This is a genomic window from Streptomyces sp. NPDC034043 (assembly GCF_055575675.1).
Genome location: NZ_JBVISF010000003.1, coordinates 447,101 through 472,902 on the forward strand (window position 1 = coordinate 447,101; position 25,802 = coordinate 472,902).

Sequence of the window (25,802 nt, forward strand, 5' to 3'; positions counted from 1 at the left end):
GGCCGCGCCCATGACCATCATCGACATCGACCACACGTCCCGCTGGTTCGGGAACGTCGTCGCGGTCAACGACGTGACCATGCGCATCGGTCCCGGCGTCACCGGACTCCTCGGCCCCAACGGAGCAGGCAAGTCCACCCTCATCAACATGATGGGCGGCTTCCTCGCCCCCTCCACGGGCACCGTCACCCTCGACGGAGCTCCGATCTGGCGCAATGAGCAGGTCTACAAGCAGATCGGCGTCGTACCCGAGCGTGAGGCGATGTACGACTTCCTCACCGGCCGGGAGTTCGTCGTCGCCAACGCCGAACTGCACGGGCTCGACGACGCGGCGGCCGCCCGGGCCCTCGCCACCGTGGAGATGGAGTACGCCCAGGACCGCAAGATCTCCACGTACTCCAAGGGCATGCGCCAGCGCGTGAAGATGGCCTCCGCCCTCGTCCACGACCCGTCCGTGCTCCTCCTCGACGAGCCCTTCAACGGCATGGACCCGCGCCAGCGCATGCAGCTCATGGACCTGCTGCGGCGGATGGGGGACGAGGGCCGCACCGTCCTGTTCTCCTCCCACATCCTGGAGGAGGTCGAGCAGCTCGCCTCCCACATCGAGGTGGTCGTCGCCGGCCGGCACGCCGCATCCGGCGACTTCCGCAAGATCCGCCGCCTGATGACGGACCGCCCGCACCGTTACCTCGTCCGCTCCTCCGACGACCGGGCCCTCGCCGCGGCCCTGATCGCCGACCCGTCCACCGCCGGCATCGAGGTCGACCTCCAGGAAGGCGCCCTGCGCATCCAGGCCGTCGACTTCGGGCGCTTCACCGAGCTGCTGCCGCGGGTCGCCCGCGCGCACGGCATCCGGCTGATGACGGTCTCGCCCTCCGACGAGTCCCTCGAGTCGGTCTTCTCCTACCTCGTCGCGGCCTGAAGGAGCTGGCACCCATGTACAACCCCACCGTTGCCCGGCTCACCTACCGCGCCCTGCTCGGCCGCCGCCGTGCGCTGATCCTCTTCGCGCTCCCCGCGCTGCTGATCGTCATCTCCCTCGCCGTCCGCTTCTTCACCGGAGTGGACGACAAGGTAGCGGCCGACCTCCTCGGCGGCTTCGCCCTCGCCACGATGGTCCCGCTGATCGGCGTCATCGCCGGCACCGGCGCCATCGGCCCCGAGATCGACGACGGCTCGATCGTGTACCTGCTCTCCAAGCCGGTGAAGCGTCCGACGATCATCATGACCAAGCTGATCGTCGCGATCGCGGTCACGATGGCCTTCTCCGCGATCCCCACCCTGATCGCGGGCCTCATCCTCAACGGCAACGGCCAGCAGATCGCCATCGCCTACACCGTCGCGGCCCTCGTCGCCTCGATCGCCTACAGCGCCCTGTTCCTGCTGCTCGGCACCGTCAGCCGGCACGCGGTCGTCTTCGGCCTCGTCTACGCCCTGATCTGGGAGTCCCTCTTCGGAAGCCTGGTCTCCGGAGCCAAGACGCTCAGCGTCCAGCAGTGGGCCCTGGCCCTGGCCGAGAAGGTCGCCGGACAGGGGTACGTCGACGCCGGCGTCGGCCTCCCCACCGCGGTGACCCTGCTCCTGGCGGTCACCGTCGGAGCCACCCTGTACGCGGGCCAGAAGCTGCGCCGCCTCACCATCGCCGGCGAGGAGTAGGAGCGCCGCCGCCCCCGTCGAAGACCGTGCCCCGCCCGGCCCACCGGCCAGGCGGGGCACAGCTTCGCCAGGCATCATCGGGTGCAGCAACATCCACCAGCTGGACGAGTATCCGGTCCGGGCGCTGCTCAACAGTGCCTTCTGGATCGAGAACCCGGCCTCGCTCGCCCTCTACGCCGTACTCTTCGACCTCCCCCTCCTCACGGGCGCCACCTCCACCGATTTCGGCCATGCCGTCTCGCTCGCCGTCGGACTTCTCGCCTGGCCGCTGACGCTGCACCGGGACCACCACGGGCGCAGGTGGCGGCCGTTGTTTCACGTGAAACACAAGCCTGACCCCCCGTCTCTCCGCACGACGTTTCACGTGAAACACGCGCCTCACCGGCATGCCGGCGACGCCTCCGGATCTGCGGCCGGCGGGGGAAATTCGCTGGTACGGCCCGTCCGGCAGGGGCACAGTGAGTGGTGCGGGGAGTAACAAAAGGTCCGGGACGGCCACTTCGAGCGCGCCTCGCGGCGCGGGCCGTCCCGGACCTCTCGTACGTCCGGCCCCGGGATGCTGCGTTCCCGGGAGCTGTGTCCCCGTTCCTACGCGGCGCCCAGCAGGCGCTCCAGGACCACGGCGATGCCGTCCTCCTGGTTGGAGGTCGTCACCTCGTCCGCCACCGCCTTCAGCTCCGCGTGGGCGTTGGCCATGGCGACACCGTGCGCGGCCCAGCCGAACATGGGGATGTCGTTGGGCATGTCGCCGAAGGCGATGGTCTCGGAGGCCTTGACCTTGAGGCGCCGTGCGGCGAGCGACAGGCCGGTGGCCTTGCTCAGGCCCAGCGGAAGGATCTCCACTATCCCCGGGCCCGCCATGACGATGTCCACGAGGTTGCCGACGAGCTCCCGGGCCACCTTGACGAGCTCGTCCTCGCCCATCCCGGGGTGCTGGATGTACAGCTTGTTCAGCGGGGCGGTCCAGACCTCGGCCGTGTCCTCCAGGTAGAGCGCCGGGAGGCCTCCCTGCACCTGGTAGCCGGGGCCGAAGAGGACCTCGCCCTCCACCCCGTCGCGGCTGGCGGCCAGGGCCAGCGGTCCCACCTCGGCCTCGAGCTTCGACAGGGCCAGGCCGGCCAGCTGCCGGTCCAGGGTCACCGAGGTGAGCAGCCGGTGCGCCCCGGCGTCGTAGACCTGGGCGCCCTGCCCGCACACGGCGATCCCGCGGTACCCGAGGTCGTCCAGCACGTGCCGGGTCCAAGGCACGGCACGGCCGGTGACGACGATGTGCGCCGCGCCCGCCGCGGTGACCGCGGCGAGCGCTTCACGGGTGCGCTCCGAGACGGTGTCGTCGTTGCGCAGGAGCGTCCCGTCGAGGTCGGTCGCGACGAGCTTGTACGGGAACGGAGCGGGGCTCACTTGGTGATCGGCTCCAGGACCTCGCGGCCACCCAGGTAGGGGCGGAGCACCGGGGGGACCCGTACGGAGCCGTCGGCCTGCTGGTGGTTCTCGAGGATGGCGACGATGGTGCGCGGGACGGCGCACAGGGTGCCGTTCAGCGTGGACAGCGGAGCGGTCTTCTTGCCGTCGCGGTAGCGGATCGCCAGGCGGCGGGCCTGGAAGCCATCACAGTTCGAGGCGGAGGTCAGCTCGCGGTACTTGCCCTGGGTCGGGATCCAGGCCTCGCAGTCGAACTTGCGGGAGGCGGAGGCGCCCAGGTCGCCGGTGGCGACGTCGATGACCTGGAACGGCAGCTCCAGGCTGGTCAGCCACTGCTTCTCCCACTCCAGGAGCCGCTTGTGCTCGGCCTCGGCGTCCTCCGGTGCGACGTACGAGAACATCTCGACCTTGTCGAACTGGTGGACGCGGAAGATGCCGCGGGTGTCCTTGCCGTACGTACCCGCCTCGCGGCGGAAGCACGGGGAGAAGCCGGCGTACCGCAGGGGCAGCTTGTCGGCGTCGATGATCTCGTCCATGTGGTACGCGGCGAGCGGTACCTCGGAGGTTCCGACCAGGTAGTAGTCGTCCTTCTCCAGGTGGTAGACGTTCTCCGCGGCCTGGCCGAGGAAGCCGGTGCCCTCCATGGCGCGCGGGCGGACCAGCGCCGGGGTCAGCATCGGGATGAAGCCGGCCTCGGTGGCCTGCGCGATCGCCGCGTTGACCAGGGCGAGCTCGAGCAGGGCGCCGACGCCGGTGAGGTAGTAGAAGCGCGAGCCCGACACCTTGGCGCCGCGCTCCATGTCGATGGCGCCCAGGGACTCGCCGAGCTCCAGGTGGTCCTTGGGCTCGAAGCCCTCGGCGCCGAAGTCGCGGATGGTGCCGTGCGTCTCGAGAACGGTGAAGTCCTCCTCGCCGCCGACAGGGACGTCCTCGTGGACGATGTTGCCGAGCTTGAGCAGGAGCTGCTTGGCAGCCTCGTCCGCTTCGTTCTGCTCGGCCTCGGCGGCCTTGACGTCCTGCTTCAGCTGCTCGGCCTTGGTCAGCAGCTCGGCCCGCTCCTCCGGAGAGGCCTTGGGGATGAGCTTGCCGAGCGACTTCTGCTCGTTGCGCAGTTCGTCGAAGCGCATGCCGGAGGACCTGCGGCGCTCGTCGGCGGAGAGCAGCGCGTCGACGAGCTCGACGTCCTCTCCACGGGCGCGCTGCGAGGCGCGGACACGGTCGGGGTCTTCACGGAGCAGCCGGAGGTCAATCACCCCTCCAGGCTACCGGGCTGGGCTTCCCGGGCTCACACCGATATCACGCTGCGTGTCGCTATGTCCCGATTGAGGCGAATGGAAATGGCGCGAGCGGTGCTCGTCGTGCGCTCGCGCGGCGGCTGGATCCAGCCCCTGTGGGTCCATCGATAAAAACGGCCCTTTCTCCGAAATGGGGCACAACGGCAACCGTCGCGAGGTGCCTGAGCAGGGCAGGAGGGTGGCTGGAGGGGCACCCTTGTCCACAGGAATTCCCCCGGAGCCGCTCTTATCCACAGGCTGTGTGCCGGATCTGTGGACATCGAATTAGATCAATAGGGGCCCGGGACCGGTCTCGGTCGATCAGGGTTCAAACCGCCCTCACACACTCATTCGGGTGGGAATGGCTCGCCCCAAAGAGTTGATTGGCGATACGGGGGTGACGCCGTTCACCTGCCGCTCCCCAGCGCGAAACCTGCGCCGCCCGGCCGATATGTCGACCTTGTCGTGCGGCTCTGTCGACTTGTCCCCAGGCGGCCCTCTCGACCTGTGGATAACTCTGTGGACAGTGGACGGAGGACTACGCCCGGCCGTCGAGGCAGCGAGTCAGCCAGTCGGAGGCCTCGGTGAAGTCGCCGTCGGACGTTCCCGGCCGAGCGGCCCGCACTTCGCTCAACGCGACACCGGCACGCGGATAGGACCCGAGGAAGCGGACCTGGGGACAGGTGCGCTTCAGCCCCATCAGCGCCTCGCTGACCCGGCGGTCGGAGATGTGGCCCTCGGCGTCGACGGCGAAGCAGTAGTTGCCGATGCCCTCGCCGGTCGGACGGGACTGGATCAGCATGAGGTTGACCCCGCGGACGGCGAACTCCTGGAGCAGTTCCAGCAGGGCACCGGGGTGGTCATCGCCGAGCCACAGCACGACGGAGGTCTTGTCGGCGCCGGTGGGAGCGGCCGGCCGGGCGGGCCGCCCGACGAGCACGAAGCGGGTCTCGGCGTTCTGCGCGTCGTGGATCTCGGTGACCAGCGCCTCCAGCCCGTAGGTGGCCGCGGCGAACTCGCCCGCGAAGGCCGCGTCGAACCGGCCCTCCTGCACCAGTCGGGCACCGTCGGCATTGGAGGCCGCCGACTCCCACACGGCGTCGGGCAGGTGCGTCCGCAGCCAGTTGCGCACCTGCGGCTGGGCGACGGGATGCCCCGTGACGGTCTTGATGTCCGACAGCTTCGTCCCGGGTCGCGCCAGGAGCGCGAACGCGATCGGCAGCAGCACCTCGCGGTAGATCATCAGCGGCTCGCCGGAGGCCAGCTCGTCCAGCGTGGCGGTGACCCCGCCCTCCACCGAGTTCTCGATCGGCACCAGCGCCGCCGCGGCCTCGCCGTTGCGTACGGCGTCCAGGGCGGCCGGCACCGACACCATCGGGACGAGCTCCCGGGTGGCGGCTTCCGGCAGCGTGCGCAGGGCGGCTTCGGTGAAAGTGCCCTCGGGACCGAGATACGTGAAGCGGGTGGCCGACATGCGGTCAGCCTAATGCCGTGCCACCCGCCGGTGCGGCGCTGTTCACCCTTCGAGCAGGCGCTGCCCGACGTACTCCCCGTCGCGCGGCCCGGGCGGTACGGCGTACAGCCCGCTGGACTCGTGCCGGATGAACTCCGACAGGGCGTCACCGCGGTCGAGCTTGCGCTGGACCGGGACGAATCCGCGCAGGGGGTCGGCCTGCCAGCAGATGAAGAGCAGCCCGGCGTCGGGCGTGCCGTCGGGGCCGATTCCGTCGTGGTAGGAGAAGGGCCGCCGGAGCATCGCCGCCCCGCCGTTCTGCGCGGGCGCGGAGATCCGGGCGTGCGCGTTGGACGGGATGACCGGCTTGCCGTCCGGACCGAGCTTGTCCAGGGCCATCGCCGTCTTCTCGTCGCCGCCGGTCAGCGGCGCTCCGGTGGCCTTGGTCCGGCCGATGACCTGCTCCTGCCGGTCGAGGGACTGCTTGTCCCAGTCGTCGAGCAGCATCCGGATCCGGCGGACGACGGCGTACGAGCCCCCGGCCATCCATGAGTGCTCGGCGGGTCCGGGACCGGCGTCCGGTACGAAGATCCGCTTGTCGAAGTCGGGGTCCTTGGGCCGGGGGTTCCCGGTGCCGTCGACCTGGCCCATCAGGTTCCGGGCGGTCATGGGCGAGGCGGTGGCACCGGGGGACCGGTTGAAGCCGTTCATCTGCCAGCGCACGCGGGCGGCTTCCCCGGCGTCCTTCTGTACGGCGCGCAGGGCGTGGAAGGCGACCAGTGCGTCGTCGGCGCCGATCTGGACCCACAGGTCGCCGTTGCTGCGCTGCGGGTCGAGCCGGTCCGAGGAGAAGTCGGGCAGCGGATCGAGGGCCACCGGGCGCCGGGTGGTGAGGCCGGTGCGGTCGAAGAATGAGTGGCCGAAGCCGAAGGTGAGGGTGAGGGAGGACGGCCCCGCGTCCAGTGCGATCCCGCTGTCGGCGGTCGGCGCGGGCTCGCCCGCCATGAGCCGCCGGGCGGTGTCGGACCAGCGGCGCAGCAGGGCGGCGGCCTCCTTGCGGCCGGCGCCCGGTGCCAGGTCGAAGGCGAGGACGTGGCCCTTGGCCTGGAGCGGATCCGTTATTCCGGCCTGGTGGTCCCCGTGGAAGGCGACCTGGGTGGCGCCGAGGGACGCGAGGGAACCGGCGGCTCCGGAGGAGCCGGCCGGTGAGTCGGAGACCGCTGACCGTACGAGCGCGCCGCCCGTGGCGCCGAGCGCGAGTCCGGCGGCGCCCGTGGCGCCGACCGTGCCCAGCAGTCGGCGTCGGGAGATCTCGATTTCGGGGGTGCTGGTGGTGCTGTCGGTCACGCTGTTCAGCCGATCTTCACGTTCTTCTGGACGGTCGTCTGGTCGATGTCGGAGGTGCGTACGGTCACGTCGATGCGCCATTCGCCCGCGAGCGGCAGCTGGACCCCGGACGCGGTCCAGTGTCCGGCAGCGGCCCGGTCCGGGGTGAGCGGAAGCGGACCGATCTCCTTGGCCGGGAGGGTGAAAGCGATCTTGACCTCCGGGAGGTCCATGGGCTTGCCGTCGGGGCCGTCGGCGAACAGGTGGAGCGTGTTGGCGCCGACCCGTCCGGGGTCGAGCTCCAGCCGGACGGTGCCCTTGCCGTTCTGGCCGCCGGTCTCGAAGGGCAGGGTGATCTTGACCGGGCGGTTGGGTACGGCGGTGCTGGCGGCTCCGCCCCGGCCGGCCTCCTGCTCCACCGCCCGTCCGGGTTCGGTGCTGGTCAGGACGGTGGTGACGGCCAGCAGCACGACGGCGACACCGGCCTCGGCGAGTACGGAGCGGCGCAGGCCGGCACGGCCCGGATCGGCATCGCGGACGCGGGTCTCGCGGGCCTTCTCCCGGGCGGCACGCTGTCGGGCGAGCTGGGCGGCCCGCTTGGGGTCGGAGTCGGCGGCGTAGGAGCCGGCCCCCTCGGCCCCTTCAGCAGCTCCGGCCTCTCCCGCTGCTCCGGTTTCGGTGGAATTGCCCACACTGGTGCCGGTCGCCGTTTCACGTGAAACATCGGCTCCCGCGAGCAGCTTCGCCGGCTCTTCGGCCCGGACCTCCCCCAGCCGAGCCGTCCACTTCCGCGAGAGATAGGCAGCGCCGATGAGGACGGCGACGAGCGCGACCTTGATCAGCAGCAGCCTGCCGTAGCTGGTACCGGTGAGGGCGGACCAGCTCCCGACCTGGCGCCAGGACTGGTAGACGCCGGTGACGGCGAGGACCAGGACGCTGACGAAGGCGACCCGGGAGAACCGCTGGACGGCGTCGCGCTCGATGTCCGGCACCTTGTGCAGGGCGATCAGCAGGGCGGTGAGGCCGCCGAGCCACGTGGCCATCGCCAGCAGGTGCAGGATGTCGGCCGGCATCGCGATCGCGGGCTGGATGCCGGTGGAGGCGTGCTCGGAGAGGGCCCAGGTGGCGGCGATGCCGCCGGCCACGACCGTCCCGCCGATGCCGAGCCCGAAGGCGAGGTCGCTCGTCTCCTTCTCGTCCTCGGCCCGGCCCTCGGAACCGTCGGACCCCGTCAGGTCGGCAGAGACCTTCTGGCGGCGGGCGTAGGCACCGAAGAGCACGGCGACGAAGAGCGCGGCCGCGCCGAGCAGCAGCAGCCGGGAGAGGAAGGAGGCGCCGGTCTTCGTGTCCAGGACGGCCTTGAGTCCGTCGAGGTCGAAGGCGTCGGCGAACTTCCCCGACCCGGTGTACGGGGTGCGCAGCACCAGCATCGCCAGGGTGGCCGCGGTGAGGGTGACCCAGCCGCGCACCACCAGCTTCTGCAGCGGGCGCTCCGCGGAGCCCCGGCGCCAGCACAGCAGGATGAACGCGGCACCGCCGACGAGGACGGTGAACCCGGCGTAGGCGGCGTAGCGGGCGATGCCGTAGGCGATGCCGACGGGGCCGCCGCCCACCTTCTGGGTGGGAAGGGCGACGCTGGTCGCCGACGGGGCGCCGATGGAGAAGGTGAAGGCGCCGGAGATCGGGTGGCTGTCCGCGGAGACCGCCTGCCAGGCGACGGTGTACGTGCCGTTGGGCAGGCCCGAGTGCAGGGCGGTGCCGTAACGGATGACGGACCCGCTGCACATGTCCCGCAGCTCGCCGGTGTCGACGCGCTTGCCCTGGGGGTCCATGACGCGGATCGAGTCGTCACCCATGGCGACCTGCTCCGAGAAGGAGAGGGTGACCTGGGCGGGCGCCGTGGCGACCACCGCCCCGTCCTGGGGGTCGCTCGCCGTGAGTGCCGCATGCGCCGCGGCCGGGCCTGCCGTGGTGAACAGGGTGGCCAGCAGGGCTGCGAGAACCAGCGCGAGGCGTGGCAGGAGTGCCGTGGCCCGGGCGCGGGCCGGGTAAGGAGCGGGGGCGGTGGCCGTCATGGCGTGTCAGTTCCTCAGTCCGTCAGTGGGCATTGGAGTTCGGCGCGTTGTACGTCCGTTCCTTGACGTCCAGCTCGACGTTGACCGGGTCGGCCTTCTCGAAGCGCAGCTCGATGGTGATCTTTTCGCCGACCTTCGGCTGGCTCTTGAGCCCCATGAACATGATGTGGTTGCCGCCGCGCTGGAGCCGCAGCTCGCCGCCCGCGGGCACCTCCATCGACTGGACCTGCTGCATCTTCTGGTCCTTGGTCTCGTGGATCTGGAGATCGTCCGAGAGCGGGCTGGTGACGGAGACCAGCTTGTCGGCGGTCTTCGAGTCGTTCTTGATGACCATGAAAGCGCCGGCCATCTTGTCGTTGACCGGTTCGGGCATGAAGGCCCCGCTGACCGTCATGGCGGGCTTGCCGGCTTCCGTCCCGGCGGGGGCCTTCGTGTCGGAGGAGGCCTTGGCGCCGGCCGAGGCGGCGGAGCCGGAGCCGGAGTCCGGGTCGGAGGAGGAGCAGCCCGATATGGCGAGCGCTGCCGTCAGGGAGAGGGCGGCGGCGATGGTGCGGATGGTGCGGGCGTTCACGGGTTCTCTCCCTTGATGATCTTCGGCAGGTCCTTGGTGTAGTCGTCGACGGTCGTGCCCTCGCCGTAGAGGACGTAGCCCTCGTCGGTCTTGGGCGAGAACGCGACGACCTGGGCCCCGTGCATGGAGACGACGGTGCCGTCGGCCTCCTTCTTGGGGGCCTCGATACCGATGCCGAGAGATCGGGCGGCGGCCTGGATGGTGGCGAAGTCCCCGGTCAGTCCGGTGAAGGACGGGTCCTGGGCCCTGAGCCACGCGCCGAGGGAGTCGGGGGTGTCCCGCTCCGGGTCAGTGGTGACGAAGACGACCTGGAGCTTGTCCTGGTCCGCCTTGGAGAGTGCCTTCTTGGCGACCGCGACGTTGCTCATCGTCAGCGGGCACACGTCGGGGCAGTTGGTGTAGCCGAAGTAGATGAGCGTCGGCCGGCCCTTGGTCTGCTCGCGCAGGTTCCACGGCTTGCCGGTGGTGTCCGTGAGGACCAGGTCCGGCTTGTCGAAGGGGCGGTCGAGGACGGTCGCGGCCCCGGCCTTGGCCTGGCCGGAGATCTGGGTGACCGAACCGGTCTTCTGATCGGTCTCACTGCCACAGGCGGTGAGGGCGAGTGCGGTCGCCACCGCGAGGGCGGCGACCGTCACACGTGTGGTGCGCATGAGGAAATGTCCCTGGGATCGGGGGATGACGGATGTCGTGCTACGGCGTGGAGCGGCGGGCCGTCGCCTCAGGAGGCGCGGCGGCGCGAGGCGATGCCGAAGGCGACGCCGGCGAGACCGACGACGATGCCCACGATGCCGAGGGTGCGGGCAGTCGTGTCGGAGGCGCTCTTCGCGGCCTCGTCGTGCCCGTCCTTCTCGTCCTTCGCGGCCTTGGCGTCGCCGCTCTTCGCCCCGTCGGCAGCCGGCTTGGCGGCGCTGTCGTTGTGGCCGTCCCCGCCCTTGGCGGCGGTCAGCTTCAGCACGGGCGCGGGGGTCTGCGGCTCCGGGGCGCCTTCCTTGGGCTCCTCGATCCAGCGGACGACCTCGTTGTTGTCGTACGTCTGGATCGCCTTGAAGACCATCTTGTCGGCGTTCTCGGGAAGCTTGCCCACGGAGACCGGGAACTGCTGGAACTTGCCGGGCTCGATCTTGCCGCCGGTCCAGGTCACCTTGGTGACGACCTCGTTGATCTGCTTGCCGTGCACGGTCAGCGGCTTGTCGAGCTTCGTCTTCTCGACGGTGGACGTCCAGCCCGGCAGTTCCTGCGGCATGACGGAGGTGAGCGGCTGGTCTGCCGGGAAGTTGACCTCGAGCTGGGTGGTCGAGGCGTTGTCCCGCTCGTTGGGGACCTTGAAGTTGAGCGTCGCGTAGCCGCCCTTGGCGGCCTCGCCGGGCTGCACGCTGACGTGCGCGAAGGCGGTACCGGACAGGGCGAGGACGGCGCCGGCGGTGAGGGCGGCGGCGAAGGAGACGCGAGAGGTCTTCATGGCGTGAACACTCCACGGAAGCAGTGGTGACAGTGGCTCCGCGTACGGGCGCGCGCGGAGGTCGCGGCACCGGTGCTCCGGCCGGGTGTCCCGGGGAGCGGACGGGGTGCCGCGTCAGGCTGCGAGGACGAGCGCCGTCGCCGGCGGGCCGCGCCGGATCACGGTGTGCAGCAGTGCGTCCCGGCCGGTCGGGGCGGCGGGGACGTAGGCGCTCCGGCGTGCCCGGGGGCCGCGCGCGGGCGCGCCGGGGAGTCCGGCCGCGAGGGCGCGTACGAAGGCCAGCGCGGCGCGCAGCGGACGTACGGGGTCGGCTTCGGCGGAGAGCCGGGACAGTTCGACGAGCCGGCACAGCGCGGCGTCGCCCCGGGACAGCAGCCAGCCGGCCGCGAGCGCGGCCAGCAGGTGGCCGATCAGCATGGCCGGGCTGAACAGGCCGGTCGCCGGCGCCGCGGCGCCCCCCGCCAGGTGGGCGTGGGCCGGGTGGCCCTGCGCGGCGGCCTGGGCGACCACGGCGGCCGGGTCCAGTCCGGCGGCCTCCAGGATCCGGCGGGCGTCGGCCGCGCTCAGCGGTACGGAGTTGCCCCCGCAGACCAGCTGGGCGGCGAGCGCAGCGAGCGAGGCGTCACCGTCGCCGGCAGGTGCCTGGGCGGCTCCGGTGGCGGTGGCGCCGTGCTGGCCGAGCCCGAACAGCGTGTGCAGCCCCAGCTGGCCGACGGCCAGCCCGGCGGCGATGCGGGGCAGCGGTCGAGGGCGTCCCGCGAGGGGAGCCGCGACCGCGAAGACGGCGACGAAGGCCAGGGCCAGGGCCCACCACGGCACGGTCGCGCAGGAGGCCACGGCGTGGCCGGCTGCGGACAGCACGACGCAGACCGCGGTGAACACCGCGGCCCGGGTCATCCGGAGACCTGCTCCGGGGCGTGTCGTGTGGGTGGCAGTCATGGCCGGGCCATCATCGCACTGAGGTGGTGCCCTGCCTACGGCAGGTGCTGGAGGGACCCTTGGGTTCCGGTCTCGGGTCGGCGTCCGGTTCGTCCCGGGTCAGGGCGGTGTCAGCCGGCCGCCCCGTACCGACCGCGCTCCGACGGCTCGCTGACGGCGTGGTGACGCCGCCGACGCCCGGGCGTCCCGTGCCGACCGTGCTCCGACGGCATGGCGACCCGCCGACGACGGCACTCCGAGGGGCTCGGTCCGGGAGGGCGCCCCCGGGCCCGGCCTCCCGCTGCGGGCGCCGGACCGGTCCCGTGCCGCCGCCCGCACGGCGCCGCGTACACCGACGCCGGGGAACCGCGCATCGGCCGAATGAGGGCTGTGCCGGCTCCCGTGCGCTTACGGGCCGGTACGGGCGGCAATAGGTATCCGTATGAGCATCTGGTGGTCTCTCCACTTGAGGCGCGAAGCCGCGAGCGTGCCGTTCGCCCGGCGGCTGCTGCTGGGGACGATGGAGACCGCGGGGGTGGATCCGGACATCTGCCACGACCTGTCGGTCGCGCTGAGCGAGGCCTGCGCGAACGCGGTCGAGCACGGCGGCCGCAGCGGCTTCCCCGGCGGGCACCCCGGCGGAGACCTCGGCGGGACCCCGGACGCCGGGGTCGCGGACGGGACCGAGGCGTACCACGTCACGGCCTACCTGGACGGGGACCGCTGCCGCATCGAGGTGACCGATTCGGGCCCGGGATTCCCGCCCTCGGCCGTGGCCCGCCCCGGGTCCTGCGCCCCCCGCCTGGCCGAGAACGGCCGGGGACTGCACCTGATCGAGCAGCTCTCCGACCACGTCCGCTTCCGCAACCGGCCGGGCCGCGGCGCCGTGGTGAGCTTCGACAAGACGCTGAAGTGGCGCGACGACGCGCTGCTGAGGGTCTCGTAGGACGACGGCGGGCGGGAACCGGATCCGGTTCCCGCCCACTCGTAAGCCCACTCGTAAGCCCGCCCGTGCCTCGTACGTCCGTCCGTACCGCGTCCGTACCCCGTACGCCCGGGCGCCGGCGTCAGCCCTTGAGCCGCGCCATCCACGCCTCGACCTCGACCGAGGTGCGGGGCAGCGCGGCCGACAGGTTCCGGTTGCCGTCCTCGGTCACGAGGATGTCGTCCTCGATACGGACGCCGATGCCGCGGTACTCCTCCGGCACGGTCAGGTCGTCGGCCTGGAAGTACAGACCGGGCTCCACGGTGAGGCACATGCCCGGCTCCAGGGTGCCCTCGACGTACGCCTCGGTGCGCGCGGCCGCGCAGTCGTGGACGTCCATGCCGAGCATGTGCCCGGTGCCGTGCAGGGTCCAGCGGCGCTGCAGTCCGAGCTCCAGGACCCGCTCGACCGGGCCCTCCAGCAGGCCCCACTCGACCAGCTTCTCGGCCAGGACGTGCTGCGAGGCGTCGTGGAAGTCGCGGAACTTGGCGCCGGGCTTGACGGCGGCGATGCCGGCTTCCTGGGACTCGTACACCGCGTCGTAGATCTTGCGCTGGATGTCGCTGTACGTGCCGTTGATCGGCAGCGTGCGGGTGACGTCGGCGGTGTAGAGGGAGTCGGTCTCCACGCCGGCGTCGAGCAGCAGCAGGTCGCCGGAGCGGACCGCGCCGTCGTTGCGGACCCAGTGCAGGGTGCAGGCGTGGGCGCCGGCGGCGGCGATGGTGCCGTAGCCGACGTCGTTGCCCTCGACGCGGGCGCGCAGGAAGAAGGTGCCCTCGATGTAGCGCTCGGAGGTCGCCTCGGCCTTGTCGAGCACCTTCACGACGTCCTCGAAGCCGCGGACGGTGGAGTCGACGGCCTTCTGCAGCTCGCCGATCTCGAAGGCGTCCTTCACGGCACGGGCCTCGGAGAGGTAGACGCGCAGCTCCTCGTCGCGCTCCTTGGTCACCTTGTCGGTGAGGGCGGACTCGATGACGGAGTCGTGGGCGCGGACCACGCGCACCGGGCCGGTGGCCTCGGTGAGGGCCTGGGGGAGCTCGCGCACGTCCTTGGCCGGGATGCCCAGGAGCTGCTCGGCCTCGGCGAGGGAGTGGCGGCGGCCGACCCAGAGCTCGCCCTGGCCGGACAGCCAGAACTCGCCGTTCTCGCGGTCGGAGCGGGGCAGCAGGTAGATGGTGGCCTGGTGGCCGGTCTCCCCGGTGGGCTCCAGGACCAGGACGCCGTTCTCGGTCTGGTCACCGGTGAGGTAGGCGTACTCGGTCGAGGCGCGGAAGGGGTACTCGGTGTCGTTCGAGCGGGTCTTCAGGCGGCCCGCCGGAACGACCAGGCGCTCGCCGGGGAAGCGCGCGGACAGCGCGGCGCGGCGGTCGGCGGTGTGGCCGGCCTGGGCGATGGGCTCCAGACCGTGCAGCTCGGTGTCGGCCCAGCCGGTCCGCATGTTCTCCGCAAGCTCGTCGCTGACGCCCGGGTACAGCCCGTTCTTGCGCTGCTTGTGCTTCTTCTGGGGCTGCTCTTCTTCCGGGGTCTCCGGGGTGAGCTCGTCAGCCACGTCTTCTCCTCAGCTGCTACGACATGCAAGGACCGGGTGCGGACCCCGTCCATCGTATGTGCGAAGGGAAGGCTCCCGGCTCGACTTGTGACATATCAGTCAAAACCGGGCGCGCATGCCGGGTGCAGGCCTCCGTGAGCTGCCGCGGGCGGCCCCGGGCCGCGGGCCTCAGTCGAACCGGGCCGCGAGCAGTACGACGTCCTCGGACTCCTCCGCCGTGCCGGCCCCCTCCTCGGGCAGCACCGTCTTGAGGATGTGCTCGCAGATGGCGGCCGGGTCCTCCCGCGCAGCGCGCGGAACCCCCGCCGCCGCCGCGTGCAGCCGGGCGTAGGCCCGGTCCATGGTGTCGCCGGTGCGCCGCAGTAGCCCGTCGGTGTAGAGAAGCACCGTTTCTCCGGGCGCGGGTTCGACCTCCACGCTCGGCGCCTCCCAGCACGCCAGCATCCCCAGCGGTGCGGAAAGGGAGGTCTCCACGTACTCGGTCCGGCGCGCGCCGATGAGCAGCGGGGGCGTGTGCCCCGCCCCGGCCAGGAGGATCTTGCGGGCCGCGGGCTCGCAGTACGCGAAGAGCGCGGTCGCCGAGCGCGCGGGCTCGGTCAGGCGCAGCAGCAGCTCCAGATCGGAAAGGACCGCGACGGGGTCCTCCCCCTCCATCACGGCGTACGCGCGCAGCGAGGCCCGCAGCCGCCCCATCGCCGCGACCGCGCTCGGGCCGGAGCCGGTGACGGACCCGACGGCCAGCCCCATGGCGCCCTCGGGCAGCGGCAGCGCGTCGTACCAGTCGCCGCCGCCGCGCGGCCCGCTGCGGTGCCGGGCGGCGAGCTGCACCCCGGGGATCCGTGGCAGCCGGCTGGGCAGCAGTTCCTCGGCGATGGTGGCGAGCCGGTCGCGCGAGCGCGTGACCTCCACCATCCGGGCCAGGTGCTCGGCGGCGTGCCGGACGTACAGCCCGGCCAGGTCGCGCTGGCGGTCGCTCGGCTCGGCCTGCTCGTCGTACAGCCAGACGGCGGCACCGAGCCGGCCGGCGGCATCGGCGTTCACCGGGAGCGCGTAGCTCGCGGCATAACCGAGCCGGGCCGCGACCTCCCGGTGGCGGGGGTCGACGGGGGGCTCGTGGCCACCGGCGCCGGGAACCGCCGCCGTGCCCGGCTCCGGCAGCACTTCGGAGCCGCCGTGGGCGTCGGGGAGGCCGTCCAGGATCCGGCCGTACGACGTGGCGCTGCGCGGGACCGTCTCGATGTGCCCGAGGTCCGCGCGGCCCAGGCCGAGGCCGATGGTGGTGGCGGGGCCGAGGCCGTCGGAGGGCTCCAGGACCACCAGTCCGCGGCGCGCGCCGACGAGGGCGGCTCCGGCGCGCAGGAATTCCCGGAGGGAGGAGTCGAGGTCAGCGGCCCGGGCGAGGCGCTCGGTGAGCTCGTGGAGGGTGGTGAGATCGGAGACCATGCCCGCCAGCCGGTCCTGGATGACGCTGCTCGCCGGGGGCGAGGCCCCGGGGGCGGGTGCGGTCCTGGCGGAAGCGGAGCCGGAAGGTCCCGGCGCGGCCTGGGGTGTGGATGTCGCGGGAGTGGAGCCGGGCGTGGGCGCCGCAGTGTGCGCTGACGCTGTAACTGCTGGATCGATTCCAGCCACTTTCGGCAGATGCGGGGCGCTCATGGCGTCCGCCTTTCCACCTGGTGCGATTCGCCATATAGCATCGCAAACCCCCAGATCGTGCTGCGCCGCCATCAATGGATCCACATCTACACGCACACGAGGATCGATGTCCAGCATTGCCCAGGCGGGAATACTGGTGTCCGTGGGGCGGCAACTCACTGTCCAGCCAAGGCTAAAACTTGGCCGGAAAAAGCGCCGAGCAGACGGTTTTTGCGATCGACTGTACGGGCGCTCCAGGGGCTCCGGGTACGTACTCGATGGTTCCCGGGGTCAGTTGACGCCTCCCGGCACCGCCGGGAACCGCCCGGCGCGGCCGGCCGTCCTTAGCGGCGGCAGCCGGTTTCGAGACCGTGCGGGTCGACCGGACCGCTCGCTCCGGGTCCCCGCCGGACGTTTGACGGACCCGTAAGAAAACTGCACGAACCGTGTGAACCTGCTTCTGGCGGACAGTGACGCGAAACGTGTACGTGTGGTGAAACACCGGTTACATGGTGTGATGTGGCCCTTCGGCGTTCAACGGAAAGGAACGAGCGCTCATGCGCGAGATCCTCGGAAGGCGTCTCCAGCGGCTCCGCGATCGCTTGAAATTCCCGCGGGCCGCCTCCCGCCCGGCCGTGGCAGCCGTGGACGGCGCGCCGGCAGCCTCCCCGCTGGACGGGGCGCTGACCTGCGCCACCGTCTGGCACTGGCCCGTGCTGCCGGGCGTCGGCCGGGCCGGCGCCGACAGCGCGCGGTGCGCCTGCCCGGACCCGGACTGCGTGGTGCCCGGCGCGCACCCCTTCGACCCGGGGCTGCTCGCCGCCACGACCGACGCCCGGATGGTGGCCTGGTGGTGGACCAGGCGGCCGGCCGCCCCGGTGCTGCTGGCCACCGGCGGGAACGCGCCGTGCGCGGTGAGCCTCCCGGCCGGTGCGGCCGCGCGGGCCGTCGTACGGCTGGACGCGCAGGGCATGCGGCTCGGTCCGGTCGTCGCCACGCCCACCCGGTGGTCCCTGCTGGTGGCCCCGTACTCGCTGGAGCGGCTCGGCGAACTTCTGTACGCGAAGGACCACGTGCCCTCCTCGCTGCGCTTCCACGGCGAGGGCGGCTACCTGCTGCTGCCGCCGTCCACGGCCAGCGGCGGCGGGCAGGTCCGCTGGGAGCGGGAACCCGTGCCGGAGGCGGGGCCGCGCGGGATGTGGCTGCCGGACGTCGAGACGGTCGTGGACGCGCTCGTCGAGGCGAGCAGCGGTGCGCCCGGCGGCGGCAGCCGACTGGCGTACTGAACGGGCGGCCCGGCTGCCCGCTCCGGGTGCCCGGCCCGCCCCCGGTGCCCGGCCCGCCCCCGGTGCCCGGCCCGCCCCGGGGGTCCGGGAGGCCGTCGCATCACTCGTACGGGTGCCAGCGCGACGAGTTTCCAAGGGAATTGGGCGCGGGCATCTCCGCGCCCCTTTCCCGCGTCGCTATCTTCGGCGAATGAATCTCCGCCTGATCGGTATCGGCGCCGGTGTGCTGATCATCTTGTCGCTTCCCCTGGCCGGAGCGATCGCCGGGCCGGATTTCGCCGGTCAGAGTGACGGAAAAGGCGGGGGTTTGCTCTCGTCGCTCGGTCTTTCCCATGCCTCCGGTACGCCGGACGGGGCGCGGCCCGCCACGGCGCCGGCGCGGCCCGGGCCTGCCGAGCAGCCGCGTACCGACTCCCGGTGCGGGCCTGAACTCTCCGCTCCGCAGGGGCTGGAGGCTCAGACGTGCATCCTGGAGAGCGCGGGCAAGACCTGGGGCCGCAGCTACTACCGCAACACCGGCGGGCGGGCGCTGGACGCCGTACTGACCGTGATGGGGCCCGCCGGCCGGACCGTGCAGATCCGCTGCGCGGTGGGCGCGGGGGACGAACCCGGGCTGTGCGAGACGCCCCGGGCGGATTCCGCCGGGACTCCGGAGGAGTACTCGGCTGTAGCGGAGTTTGCAGTTCCGGATGAAGAAGGGCGGCTGTTGCTGCGGTCCGGGAGCAACTCACCGGGCCCGGGCGAAGGTTGAGCGCCACCGGAAAGACAAGGCCCGGTCGCTGGCGACGGGGGATGCACCAGCGACCGGGCTACAAGAACGGTAACAAGAGATCGCCTGTTCGCAAATTCGATCTCTGATATTCAGACATCGATTTGCAGGCGATTAGCGGGAGTTGTGACCCCAGTCACCGGACCCGTGGCTGTCCGCGCGTCAGCTGAGCGTGACCTGGCGGTTGGTGAGCCCGCCGCGCGCCCGGCGCTCGTCGGAGGTCAGCGGTGCGTCGGTGGACAGGGCCGCGGCCAGCCGCTCCGCGAACTCGGCGGCGGGCTTCTCCACGTCCTCCGCGGAGACCCCGGTGGGCAGGTCCCAGACCGGGACGACGAGGCCGTGGGCACGGAAGGAACCGACGAGCTTCGTGCCCTCGCCGAGGGAGGACGTGCCCGCCGCGTGCAGCCGCGCGAGGGCGTCGAGCAGCTTCTCCTCGGCGTGCGGCATGACCCAGCGCAGGTGGTTCTTGTCGGGCGTCTCGCACCAGTAGGCCGCGTCCACGCCGGTCAGCTTGACGGTCGGGATGGCGGCGGCGTTGGCGCGTTCCAGCGAGGCGGCGATCTCCGGGGAGGCGTTCTGGGCGCTCTCCGCCTCCGGAATCCAGAATTCGAAGCCCGTGTGCACAACCGGCTCGAAAACGCCGTCCAGGTCGAGGAGATCCTGAAGTCGGGGCCCCTCGGCCGGAACGCGGCGGGCGGGGACCGGGGTGCCCGGCTCGGCGACGAGCGCACGCTCGAGGGTGTCGGCCATGTCGCGGGACAGGTCGCCGCTGTTCGACTCGTTCTGGAGGCCGAGCAGGACCGAGCCGTCCTCGCGCCGCAGCGCCGGCCAGGCCATGGGCAGTACGGTCACCAGCGTGACGGAGGGGACGCCCTCGGGCAGACCGCCCTTGAGGGTCAGCGGGACGGTGGCCGCGGGGACGAGCTCGCGCAGCGCGACCCAGTCGCACTCGCCCGGCAGCCCCTCGAACGGTCGCTGCACGTGCTCGGTCGCGGCGTGCGAGGCGGCCGCGCCGTGGCAGGCCTTGTAGCGGCGCCCGGACCCGCAGGGGCAGGGCTCGCGCGCGCCGACGACCGGGATCTCCCCGTTCTCGAGCTGGGGCTTCGCGGTCTTCGCGGCGGGGCGCTTCTTGGCCATCGTGGGTGTCTCCCGGTTGCGGCGGTACGGCGGTGTCTCTGGGCGCGAGCCTAGCCGTTCGTACCGCCGGAACCGGTGGGGTGCGGCCGGGAGCACGGTCGGCGTGCGCTCCCGGACGGCCGCCGGGGATCCGCTTCACGGATCCAGATCGTCGAAGGCCGATGCGAAGTTCATCGCCGGGGCGGTGACGCGCGTAGCGAAATCCTCGTGCCGGGGCCCCCGGGCGACGATCACCCATACGGTGACCTCACCCGCCGCTCCGTCCCGGACACCCCAGTCCTGGGCCAGGGCGCTGATGATGTTCAGCCCCCGGCCGCCGTGCGCGGTGACCGAAGGCGTGGCCGGAATCGGGCGGGTGGGGCCGCCGCCGTCCGTGACCTCGACCGTCAGCCGCCCCGCCGTGTCGACGCGCCACGCGGCGCGTATTTCCCCGTCTCCGATCTCGCGCCGGCCCAGCGGCCTGCCGTGCCGGCAGGCGTTGCTGAGCAGTTCGGAAAGGATCAGTTCGGCATCGTCCACGACCGATTCGGAAAGGCCGCTCATGCGCAGTTGTTCGCGCATCCGGTGTCTCGCCTCACCCACGCCCGCAGGACCATGGCGTATGTCCATGCACGACGACGTGGGCACTTCCTGTGCCATCACCAACGCCACCCCCGGAACCTCCTTAGCCCCACGCCATGGTCTGGATGCCCCAATGGCCTGGACCGGAAACCGCCGTGAGGAGGCCCTCTGACCCCGTCCTGACGCATTCGTGACCGTCGGATGCGGAGCGGATGCGCCGGTGCACTCCCTGTCACGCCCGGGACGGGTGTGACAGGTGGGCAAATCGGGACGTCAGCGCCCGAGTTGTGACAGAACCTGGCGTGGCCTGTTCGTGATGATCGCTTCTACACCCAGATCAGCGCATAGCTGAACATCTTCAGGAGCGTTCACTGTCCATACGTGTACGGAGTGCCCGGCGGCCTGGAGCTTGCGGATGAAGCCGGGGTGGTTGCGGACGATCCGCATGGCCGGGCCGGCGATCCGCACCCCGGCGGGCAGCCGCCCGTCGCGCATCCGCGGCGAGACGAACTGCATCAGGTACACGGTCGGCACCGTCGGCACGGCCGCGCGGACCCGGTGCAGGGAGCGGGCGGAGAAGCTCATGACCCGGACCGGGTGCGGGCCCTCGGCGGGCGGGGCGTCCAGTCCGAAGCGCTTGAGGAGGAAGAGGAGGCGTTCCTCCACCTGTCCGGCCCACCGGGTGGGGTGCTTCGTCTCGATCGCGAGCTGGACGGGCCGGCCGGCGTCGGCCACCAGCTCCAGCAGCCGCTCCAGGGTGAGCACGGAGGTGCGCTCGGGGTCGGCGTCCCAGTCGGGGGACTCCTCGCGGTCCTTCCAGGAGCCGAAGTCGAGTGCGGCGAGATCGGCGAGCTCCAGGGCGGATACGGCGCCACGGCCGTTGGAGGTGCGGTTCACGCGGCGGTCGTGGACCAGGACCAGGTGTCCGTCGGCGGTCAGCCGGATGTCGCATTCGAGGGCGTCGGCACCGTCCTCGATGGCCTTCCGGTACGCGGCCAGGGTGTGCTCGGGGGCGTCCTCCGAGGCGCCGCGGTGGGCGACGACCTGGATGGGGCTCGGCAATGCGTGGGTCACCCGGTCATGGTGCCACCGAGGAGCCTCCGGCGTCGGGGTGAGTCCTGGGGGTGCGTCTGATATGTCGGATATAAAGGATGGAGGGAGATGCACAGGTCCGGCTTACAGTGCCCTGACGGGTCATGGGAAAGGCTTCACTCTGGAACTTGTACGGCACCTCGAACGTTCAGTCGGACCGATGCCAGGTGGGCGTCGGGCCGGTTTCGCCTGATATGACCAGAGCCTGAGACGCCCAGAGCCTGTGCAGCCGTGTAAGCCTGCAAGCCGTGTGTGACGAGGAGAGAGCGCTGTGAGCACCGAGAACGAGGGCACCGCGGCCCCGACACCCCCCGCGGCCCCGTCCGTACCCCCCGCGCCGGCCGCCTCCACCCCCGACCTGGCGAAGGCCCCGGCCGCGCCCGAGGCTCCCGCCGCCCCGGCCGCGCCCGAGGCTCCCGCCGCCCCGGCCGCGCCCGTGGCCGCCGCGGTGGCCACGGAGGGTGCGCCCGGCCGGCCCCCGGAGGCCCCGGCCCCGGCCCCCGCGCCGGGTGTCGAGCACACCCAGCAGCTGCCGCCCACCCCGGCGGCGCCGCCTTCCGCGCCCCCCGCCTACGGCTACGGGCACCCGCCGGCCCAGGCCCCCGCCGCTCAGACGGCGTACGGCGCCGAAGCCTGGCCCCCGCCGCCGCCCGCGGTCCCCGCGTACGGCGCGACCGGCGGTCACGGCGGTCACGGCGGCGGCGCCTGGGGCGCCCCGCTCACCACCGACGGCACCCCGCCGCCCAAGCGGAAGGGCAAGGGCGGCCTCGTCGCGGCCGTCCTGGCGGCGGCCCTCCTCGCGGGGGGCGTCGGCGGCGGCGTCGGCTACTGGGCGGCCGAGCGGAACGACAGCGGCGGCTTCGGCTCCACGACCATCACCGCGGGCAACACCCCGAAGGACCTCAAGCGCGACGCCGGCTCCGTCGCGGGTCTCGCCGCGAACGCCCTGCCCAGCGTCGTCACCATCGAGGCCTCGGCCGGCGACGGCGAAGGCGGGACGGGCACCGGCTTCGTCTACGACCAGCAGGGCCACATCCTCACCAACAACCACGTGGTGGCCTCCGCCGCGAACGGCGGCAAGCTGTCCGCGACCTTCTCCGACGGCAAGAAGTACGAGGCCGAGGTGATGGGCCGGGCCGAGGGCTACGACGTGGCCGTGCTCAAGCTGAAGAACCCGCCCGCGGGCCTCAAGCCGCTGCCGCTGGGGGACTCCGACAAGGTCGCGGTCGGCGACCCCACGATCGCGATCGGCGCCCCCTTCGGTCTGTCGAACACGGTCACCACCGGCATCGTCAGCGCCAAGAACCGCCCGGTGGCCTCCGGTGACGGCTCCGGCGGCAAGAGCTCGTACATGAGCGCCCTGCAGACGGACGCCTCCATCAACCCGGGCAACTCCGGCGGGCCGCTGCTCGACGGCCGCGGCGCGGTCATCGGCATCAACTCGGCGATCCAGTCCGCCGGGAACGGCGGATTCGGCGGCGGCCAGGCCGGTTCCATCGGGCTCGGCTTCGCCATCCCCATCAACCAGGCCAAGAACGTCGCGGAGTCCCTGATTAAGACGGGCAAGCCGGTCTACCCGGTGATCTCCGTCTCCGTGGACCTCCAGTCCAAGGTGGACGGCGCCAAGATCTCCGAGCAGGGCGCGCCCCCGAACGAGCTGGTCGACCCCAACGGCCCGGCCGGCAAGGCGGGCCTGAAGCCCGGCGACATCATCACCGAGTTCGGCGGCAGGCCGGTCGACAGCGGCCGGACCCTGATCAGTCTGATCTGGACGTACAAGCCGGGCGACACGGTGAAGCTGACCTACCTGCGCGCCGGCAAGCCGACCACGGTCGACATCACGCTCGGCTCGCGCGTCGGCGACAAGTAGCCGCGAGCAGCGCGGACGAGCGGACGAAGCGGTGAGGAGCCGCTCGACAGTGGCTTGATGGGAGGGGCCGTGGGCGGGATTCCGCCTACGGCCCCTCCCAATATCTGCTTATGCTTCGCTCGTGTTCGATTCACGGCACATACGGACATTCCATGAAGTGGTCGCCGCGGGCTCGTACTCGGCGGCCGCTCGCGTCCTGGGCTACACCCAGCCCGCGATCACCCAGCAGATGAAGGCGCTCGAACGCGCCGTCGGCACCCCCCTGTTCACCCGTGTCGGCCGCCGGATGAAGCTCACCGAGGCCGGTGAGTCCCTGGCCCGCCACGCCGAGTCCATCCTCGGCAGCCTCTCCGCCGCCGAGGCCCAGCTGAAGGCGTACACGCGGCTGCGCACCGGCCGGGTGCGGGTCTGCGGATTTCCCAGCGCCAACGTCACTCTCGTCCCGGAAGCCCTCAGCGGCCTTGCCAAGGACCATCCCGGCGTCCAGGTCGAGCTGCTGGAAGGGGAGCCCCCGGAGTCCCTGCGCCGACTCCAGCGGGGCGAGTGCGACATCACCCTGGCCTTCACCTATCCCGGCCTGCACGAGGAGATCCCGGAGGAGGTCGCCGAGGTCAGGCTGCTGGAGGACCAGCTCACGGTGCTGCTGCCGACGGGCCACCCGCTCGCCCGCCGCCGGGCCGTTCACCTCGCCGACCTCGCCGAGGAGCGGTGGATCGCGGGCTGTCCGCGCTGCCGCGCGAACCTGCTGCACGAGTGCGCCGAGCTGGGATTCGTACCGGACATCCGCTTCGCGACCGACGACAACCTGGTGGTCCAGAGCCTGGTCGCACAGGGGCTGGGCGTGGCGATGATGCCCGCCCTGGTGCTCCCCTCCCTCTCCCTCAGCCGGGTCTGCGGGCGGGTGCTGGAGCCGGCCGCCCGCCGCCACATCGCCGCGTACGTCTACCGCGACCACCTGCGGATACCGGCTACGGCGGTGGTGCTCGACGAGCTGAAGAGAGCCGCGTCCAACCGCGTCGGCTGCTGACCCGACGACTCCCCGCCCTGACCCGAGGATCTTCGTCCGCCGGATCCATAAGCTCTGCTTGGGATTTCAGGTCATAACTGTCGTTGGACGTGATGGATGCGCCGACGGACGCTGCTTGTATGACCACCACCACGCCGGCCCGCACGACCACGAGGATGGCCGCCCTCGTCAGTGAGATCCGCAGCGTCGTCGACCGGGGTCTGGCCCCCGACCTGACCGCCTACCTGGTCGGTGAGCGGCTCGCCCCGCACCTGGGTACGGCCGACCTGCTGACCGCCGAGCAGCAGGAGGGCGACCCGGAGCGCTACCGGCAGCACATCCTGCACGCCGAGCCCGACGGCAGCTTCTCGGTCGTGGCCCTGGTCTGGATGCCCGGCCAGGAGACCTGTATCCACGACCACGTCTCGTGGTGCGTGGCCGGTGTGCACCAGGGCGAGGAGAGCGAGCGCCGCTACCGGCTCGCGCCCGGCGCGGACGCCGCCCGGCTGGTGGCCACCGAGGACGTGGTCAACGCCCAGGGTGAGGTCTGCGGCTTCGCGCCGCCCGGGGACATCCACAAGGTGCGCAACTCCTGTACCGACAAGGCGATATCCATCCACGTCTACGGTGCCGACGTCTCCCGCCTGGGCAGCAGCATCCGGCGCGTCTACACGCTCCCCGTCGACTGATGGCCCTCCTCCACCGCCCCCAGAGCGAGGCGGTCCGCCATGTTTCACGTGAAACGCCCACCCCTTGGCCTGGGTTGGGGATGGCCGCAGCCGGTGTGCTGGTGGCATGGGGTGTGCACCAGTTGCTCCCCGGCGTGCCGATGCTGACCGTCTCGGTGGTGCTCGGGATCGCGGTGGCCCACCTTCCCGGCGTACGGACCGTCGTGCGCGGACCGGCCCGCCCGGGCCTGTCCCTGGCCGGCCGGCGGCTGATGCGGATCGGCATCGTCCTGCTGGGCCTCGGTCTGGGCCTGGACCAGGTGCTGCGGCTGGGCTGGTCGACGGTGGCCATGGTGTGCGCGGTGGTGGCCGCCACCTTCTTCGGCACGGTCTGGCTCGGCCGCCGCCTGGGGCTCCCTGGGGACCAGCCCCTGCTGATCGCCACCGGGTACTCGATCTGCGGGGCCTCGGCCATCGGCGCGGTGAGCGAGGTGTCCGGCAGCGACGAGGAGGACGTGGCGGCCTCCGTAGCGCTGGTCACCCTGTGCGGGACGCTGGCGATCGCGGTACTCCCGCTCCTCCAAGGCCCCTTGGGGCTTTCCGAGCTGGCCTTCGGGCGATGGGTGGGGGCGAGCGTCCACGATGTCGGCCAGGTGGTGGCGACGGCCCAGACCGCGGGTCCCGGCGCGCTCGGCGAGGCGGTGCTGGTCAAGCTGATGCGGGTGGCCCTGCTCGCCCCACTGGTGGCGGCGGTGGCCTTCTCGATGCGGGCCCGGCGGCGCGGCGTACGCACGTCCTCGGGGCGGCGTCCGGCTCCGGTGCCGCTGTTCGTCGCCGGGTTCCTGGCGGCGGCCGCACTGCGCGCGACGGGCCTGCTGCCAGGCGCGGCGCTGGACTGGGCCCACACGGCGCAGGAGGCCCTGCTGGCGGCGGCCCTGTTCGGGCTGGGCAGCGCGGTCCACCTGCCGACCCTGGCCCGTACCGGCGGGCGCGCCGCAGTGCTCGGGCTCGGGGCCTGGGTGGTCGTGGCGGGGGTCTCGTACGCGGGGGTCCTCGCCACCACATGACGGATGGATGCAGGGTGAGTTGGCCA

General features: G+C 71.9%; 23 protein-coding genes. 9 read left to right on the forward strand and 14 right to left on the reverse strand.

Going from position 1 to position 25,802, the window contains the following annotated elements; translation table 11 throughout:
- Positions 1–10 precede the first annotated feature (10 nt).
- Together ACZ51S_RS10535 and ACZ51S_RS10540 are read left to right on the forward strand one after the other, a co-directional pair.
- Positions 11–922 carry an ABC transporter ATP-binding protein gene (locus ACZ51S_RS10535; RefSeq protein WP_388932640.1) on the forward strand — a complete coding sequence of 304 codons (912 nt, stop codon included), beginning with the start codon at positions 11–13 and terminating at the stop codon, positions 920–922.
- A gap of 14 nt (positions 923–936) precedes the next feature.
- A complete protein-coding gene (locus tag ACZ51S_RS10540; RefSeq protein WP_468475193.1) occupies positions 937–1,656 on the forward strand; it encodes an ABC transporter permease in 720 nt (239 codons plus the stop codon).
- Between the two features lie 588 nt (positions 1,657–2,244).
- Here ACZ51S_RS10540 and ACZ51S_RS10545 read toward each other — a convergent pair.
- The 9 genes from ACZ51S_RS10545 to ACZ51S_RS10585 all read right to left on the reverse strand — a co-directional run bounded on the left by ACZ51S_RS10545 (position 2,245) and on the right by ACZ51S_RS10585 (position 12,175).
- Entirely contained in the window at positions 2,245–3,057 is an 813-nt protein-coding gene (locus ACZ51S_RS10545) for an HAD family hydrolase (RefSeq protein WP_468475194.1), read from the reverse strand.
- Positions 3,054–4,331, reverse strand: a complete 1,278-nt coding sequence (gene serS, locus ACZ51S_RS10550; protein ID WP_468475195.1) for a serine--tRNA ligase — start codon at positions 4,329–4,331, stop codon at positions 3,054–3,056. Before serS ends, ACZ51S_RS10545 begins: the two co-directional genes overlap by 4 nt.
- Before the next feature lie 559 nt (positions 4,332–4,890).
- The gene (gene pheA / locus ACZ51S_RS10555) at positions 4,891–5,826 is read right to left on the reverse strand and encodes a prephenate dehydratase (RefSeq protein WP_388932630.1); all 936 of its coding nucleotides are present in this window, start codon (positions 5,824–5,826) and stop codon (positions 4,891–4,893) included.
- Between the two features lie 42 nt (positions 5,827–5,868).
- Positions 5,869–7,152: an iron uptake transporter deferrochelatase/peroxidase subunit gene (efeB, locus tag ACZ51S_RS10560; RefSeq protein ID WP_468475196.1), complete on the reverse strand. Its 1,284-nt coding sequence runs from the start codon at positions 7,150–7,152 to the stop codon at positions 5,869–5,871.
- Between the two features lie 5 nt (positions 7,153–7,157).
- Positions 7,158–9,206 (reverse strand): copper resistance CopC/CopD family protein, encoded by a 2,049-nt coding sequence (locus tag ACZ51S_RS10565; protein WP_468960487.1) that lies wholly within the window; start codon positions 9,204–9,206, stop codon positions 7,158–7,160.
- Between the two features lie 22 nt (positions 9,207–9,228).
- Entirely contained in the window at positions 9,229–9,777 is a 549-nt protein-coding gene (locus tag ACZ51S_RS10570) for a copper chaperone PCu(A)C (RefSeq protein ID WP_468960489.1), read from the reverse strand.
- Positions 9,774–10,427, reverse strand: coding sequence for an SCO family protein (locus ACZ51S_RS10575; RefSeq protein WP_468960491.1), 654 nt, complete (start codon positions 10,425–10,427; stop codon positions 9,774–9,776). The genes ACZ51S_RS10570 and ACZ51S_RS10575 overlap by 4 nt, the downstream gene beginning before the upstream one ends.
- A 68-nt stretch (positions 10,428–10,495) precedes the next feature.
- Entirely contained in the window at positions 10,496–11,236 is a 741-nt protein-coding gene (locus ACZ51S_RS10580) for a YcnI family copper-binding membrane protein (protein ID WP_468475200.1), read from the reverse strand.
- 114 nt (positions 11,237–11,350) lie between these two features.
- Positions 11,351–12,175, reverse strand: coding sequence for a hypothetical protein (locus tag ACZ51S_RS10585; RefSeq protein ID WP_468801536.1), 825 nt, complete (start codon positions 12,173–12,175; stop codon positions 11,351–11,353).
- A 421-nt stretch (positions 12,176–12,596) separates the two neighbouring features.
- On the opposite strand from ACZ51S_RS10585, the gene ACZ51S_RS10590 reads away from it, so the two are divergent.
- Positions 12,597–13,100, forward strand: a complete 504-nt coding sequence (locus tag ACZ51S_RS10590; protein ID WP_468960493.1) for an ATP-binding protein — start codon at positions 12,597–12,599, stop codon at positions 13,098–13,100.
- A 121-nt stretch (positions 13,101–13,221) separates the two neighbouring features.
- On the opposite strand, the gene ACZ51S_RS10595 is transcribed toward ACZ51S_RS10590, so the two are convergent.
- Together ACZ51S_RS10595 and ACZ51S_RS10600 are read right to left on the reverse strand one after the other, a co-directional pair.
- Entirely contained in the window at positions 13,222–14,688 is a 1,467-nt protein-coding gene (locus ACZ51S_RS10595) for an aminopeptidase P family protein (RefSeq protein WP_468960494.1), read from the reverse strand.
- 168 nt (positions 14,689–14,856) lie between these two features.
- A complete protein-coding gene (locus tag ACZ51S_RS10600) occupies positions 14,857–16,458 on the reverse strand; it encodes a PP2C family protein-serine/threonine phosphatase (RefSeq protein ID WP_468475204.1) in 1,602 nt (533 codons plus the stop codon).
- Between the two features lie 419 nt (positions 16,459–16,877).
- Between ACZ51S_RS10600 and ACZ51S_RS10605 the strand changes: the two genes are divergently transcribed.
- Positions 16,878–17,606 carry a bifunctional DNA primase/polymerase gene (locus ACZ51S_RS10605; protein WP_468960497.1) on the forward strand — a complete coding sequence of 243 codons (729 nt, stop codon included), beginning with the start codon at positions 16,878–16,880 and terminating at the stop codon, positions 17,604–17,606.
- 190 nt (positions 17,607–17,796) lie between these two features.
- The gene (locus ACZ51S_RS10610; protein ID WP_468801540.1) at positions 17,797–18,357 is read left to right on the forward strand and encodes a hypothetical protein; all 561 of its coding nucleotides are present in this window, start codon (positions 17,797–17,799) and stop codon (positions 18,355–18,357) included.
- 180 nt (positions 18,358–18,537) lie between these two features.
- Here the strand turns inward: ACZ51S_RS10610 and ACZ51S_RS10615 are convergent, their stop codons facing one another.
- The 3 genes from ACZ51S_RS10615 to ACZ51S_RS10625 form a co-directional block, all read right to left on the reverse strand.
- Entirely contained in the window at positions 18,538–19,512 is a 975-nt protein-coding gene (locus ACZ51S_RS10615) for a DUF5926 family protein (protein ID WP_388932603.1), read from the reverse strand.
- A 135-nt stretch (positions 19,513–19,647) separates the two neighbouring features.
- Positions 19,648–20,208: an ATP-binding protein gene (locus tag ACZ51S_RS10620; RefSeq protein ID WP_468960575.1), complete on the reverse strand. Its 561-nt coding sequence runs from the start codon at positions 20,206–20,208 to the stop codon at positions 19,648–19,650.
- A 138-nt stretch (positions 20,209–20,346) separates the two neighbouring features.
- Positions 20,347–21,147 carry a glycerophosphodiester phosphodiesterase gene (locus ACZ51S_RS10625; RefSeq protein WP_468475207.1) on the reverse strand — a complete coding sequence of 267 codons (801 nt, stop codon included), beginning with the start codon at positions 21,145–21,147 and terminating at the stop codon, positions 20,347–20,349.
- A 289-nt stretch (positions 21,148–21,436) separates the two neighbouring features.
- Here ACZ51S_RS10625 and ACZ51S_RS10630 point away from each other — a divergent pair, with 289 nt between their 5' ends.
- The 4 genes from ACZ51S_RS10630 to ACZ51S_RS10645 all read left to right on the forward strand — a co-directional run bounded on the left by ACZ51S_RS10630 (position 21,437) and on the right by ACZ51S_RS10645 (position 25,776).
- Positions 21,437–23,035 (forward strand): S1C family serine protease, encoded by a 1,599-nt coding sequence (locus tag ACZ51S_RS10630; RefSeq protein ID WP_468960498.1) that lies wholly within the window; start codon positions 21,437–21,439, stop codon positions 23,033–23,035.
- Positions 23,036–23,156: 121 nt separating this feature from the next.
- Entirely contained in the window at positions 23,157–24,062 is a 906-nt protein-coding gene (locus ACZ51S_RS10635; RefSeq protein ID WP_388932591.1) for a LysR family transcriptional regulator, read from the forward strand.
- 119 nt (positions 24,063–24,181) lie between these two features.
- A complete protein-coding gene (locus ACZ51S_RS10640; RefSeq protein WP_388932588.1) occupies positions 24,182–24,730 on the forward strand; it encodes a cysteine dioxygenase family protein in 549 nt (182 codons plus the stop codon).
- The gene (locus tag ACZ51S_RS10645) at positions 24,730–25,776 is read left to right on the forward strand and encodes a YeiH family protein (RefSeq protein ID WP_468475209.1); all 1,047 of its coding nucleotides are present in this window, start codon (positions 24,730–24,732) and stop codon (positions 25,774–25,776) included. Before ACZ51S_RS10640 ends, ACZ51S_RS10645 begins: the two co-directional genes overlap by 1 nt.
- The last annotated feature ends 26 nt before the right edge of the window (positions 25,777–25,802 follow it).

Coding starts and splice junctions, on each gene's coding strand:
- ACZ51S_RS10590 (WP_468960493.1), top strand. CDS start 12,597: ATGAGCATCTGGTGGTCTCTCCACTTGAGGCGCGAAGCCGCGAGCGTG.
- ACZ51S_RS10645 (WP_468475209.1), top strand. CDS start 24,730: ATGGCCCTCCTCCACCGCCCCCAGAGCGAGGCGGTCCGCCATGTTTCA.
- pheA (WP_388932630.1), bottom strand. CDS start 5,826: ATGTCGGCCACCCGCTTCACGTATCTCGGTCCCGAGGGCACTTTCACC.
- ACZ51S_RS10565 (WP_468960487.1), bottom strand. CDS start 9,206: ATGACGGCCACCGCCCCCGCTCCTTACCCGGCCCGCGCCCGGGCCACG.
- ACZ51S_RS10535 (WP_388932640.1), top strand. CDS start 11: ATGACCATCATCGACATCGACCACACGTCCCGCTGGTTCGGGAACGTC.
- ACZ51S_RS10580 (WP_468475200.1), bottom strand. CDS start 11,236: ATGAAGACCTCTCGCGTCTCCTTCGCCGCCGCCCTCACCGCCGGCGCC.
- ACZ51S_RS10575 (WP_468960491.1), bottom strand. CDS start 10,427: ATGCGCACCACACGTGTGACGGTCGCCGCCCTCGCGGTGGCGACCGCA.
- ACZ51S_RS10605 (WP_468960497.1), top strand. CDS start 16,878: ATGCGCGAGATCCTCGGAAGGCGTCTCCAGCGGCTCCGCGATCGCTTG.
- ACZ51S_RS10615 (WP_388932603.1), bottom strand. CDS start 19,512: ATGGCCAAGAAGCGCCCCGCCGCGAAGACCGCGAAGCCCCAGCTCGAG.
- ACZ51S_RS10585 (WP_468801536.1), bottom strand. CDS start 12,175: ATGACTGCCACCCACACGACACGCCCCGGAGCAGGTCTCCGGATGACC.
- ACZ51S_RS10540 (WP_468475193.1), top strand. CDS start 937: ATGTACAACCCCACCGTTGCCCGGCTCACCTACCGCGCCCTGCTCGGC.
- ACZ51S_RS10600 (WP_468475204.1), bottom strand. CDS start 16,458: ATGCTGGACATCGATCCTCGTGTGCGTGTAGATGTGGATCCATTGATG.
- ACZ51S_RS10610 (WP_468801540.1), top strand. CDS start 17,797: ATGAATCTCCGCCTGATCGGTATCGGCGCCGGTGTGCTGATCATCTTG.
- ACZ51S_RS10640 (WP_388932588.1), top strand. CDS start 24,182: ATGACCACCACCACGCCGGCCCGCACGACCACGAGGATGGCCGCCCTC.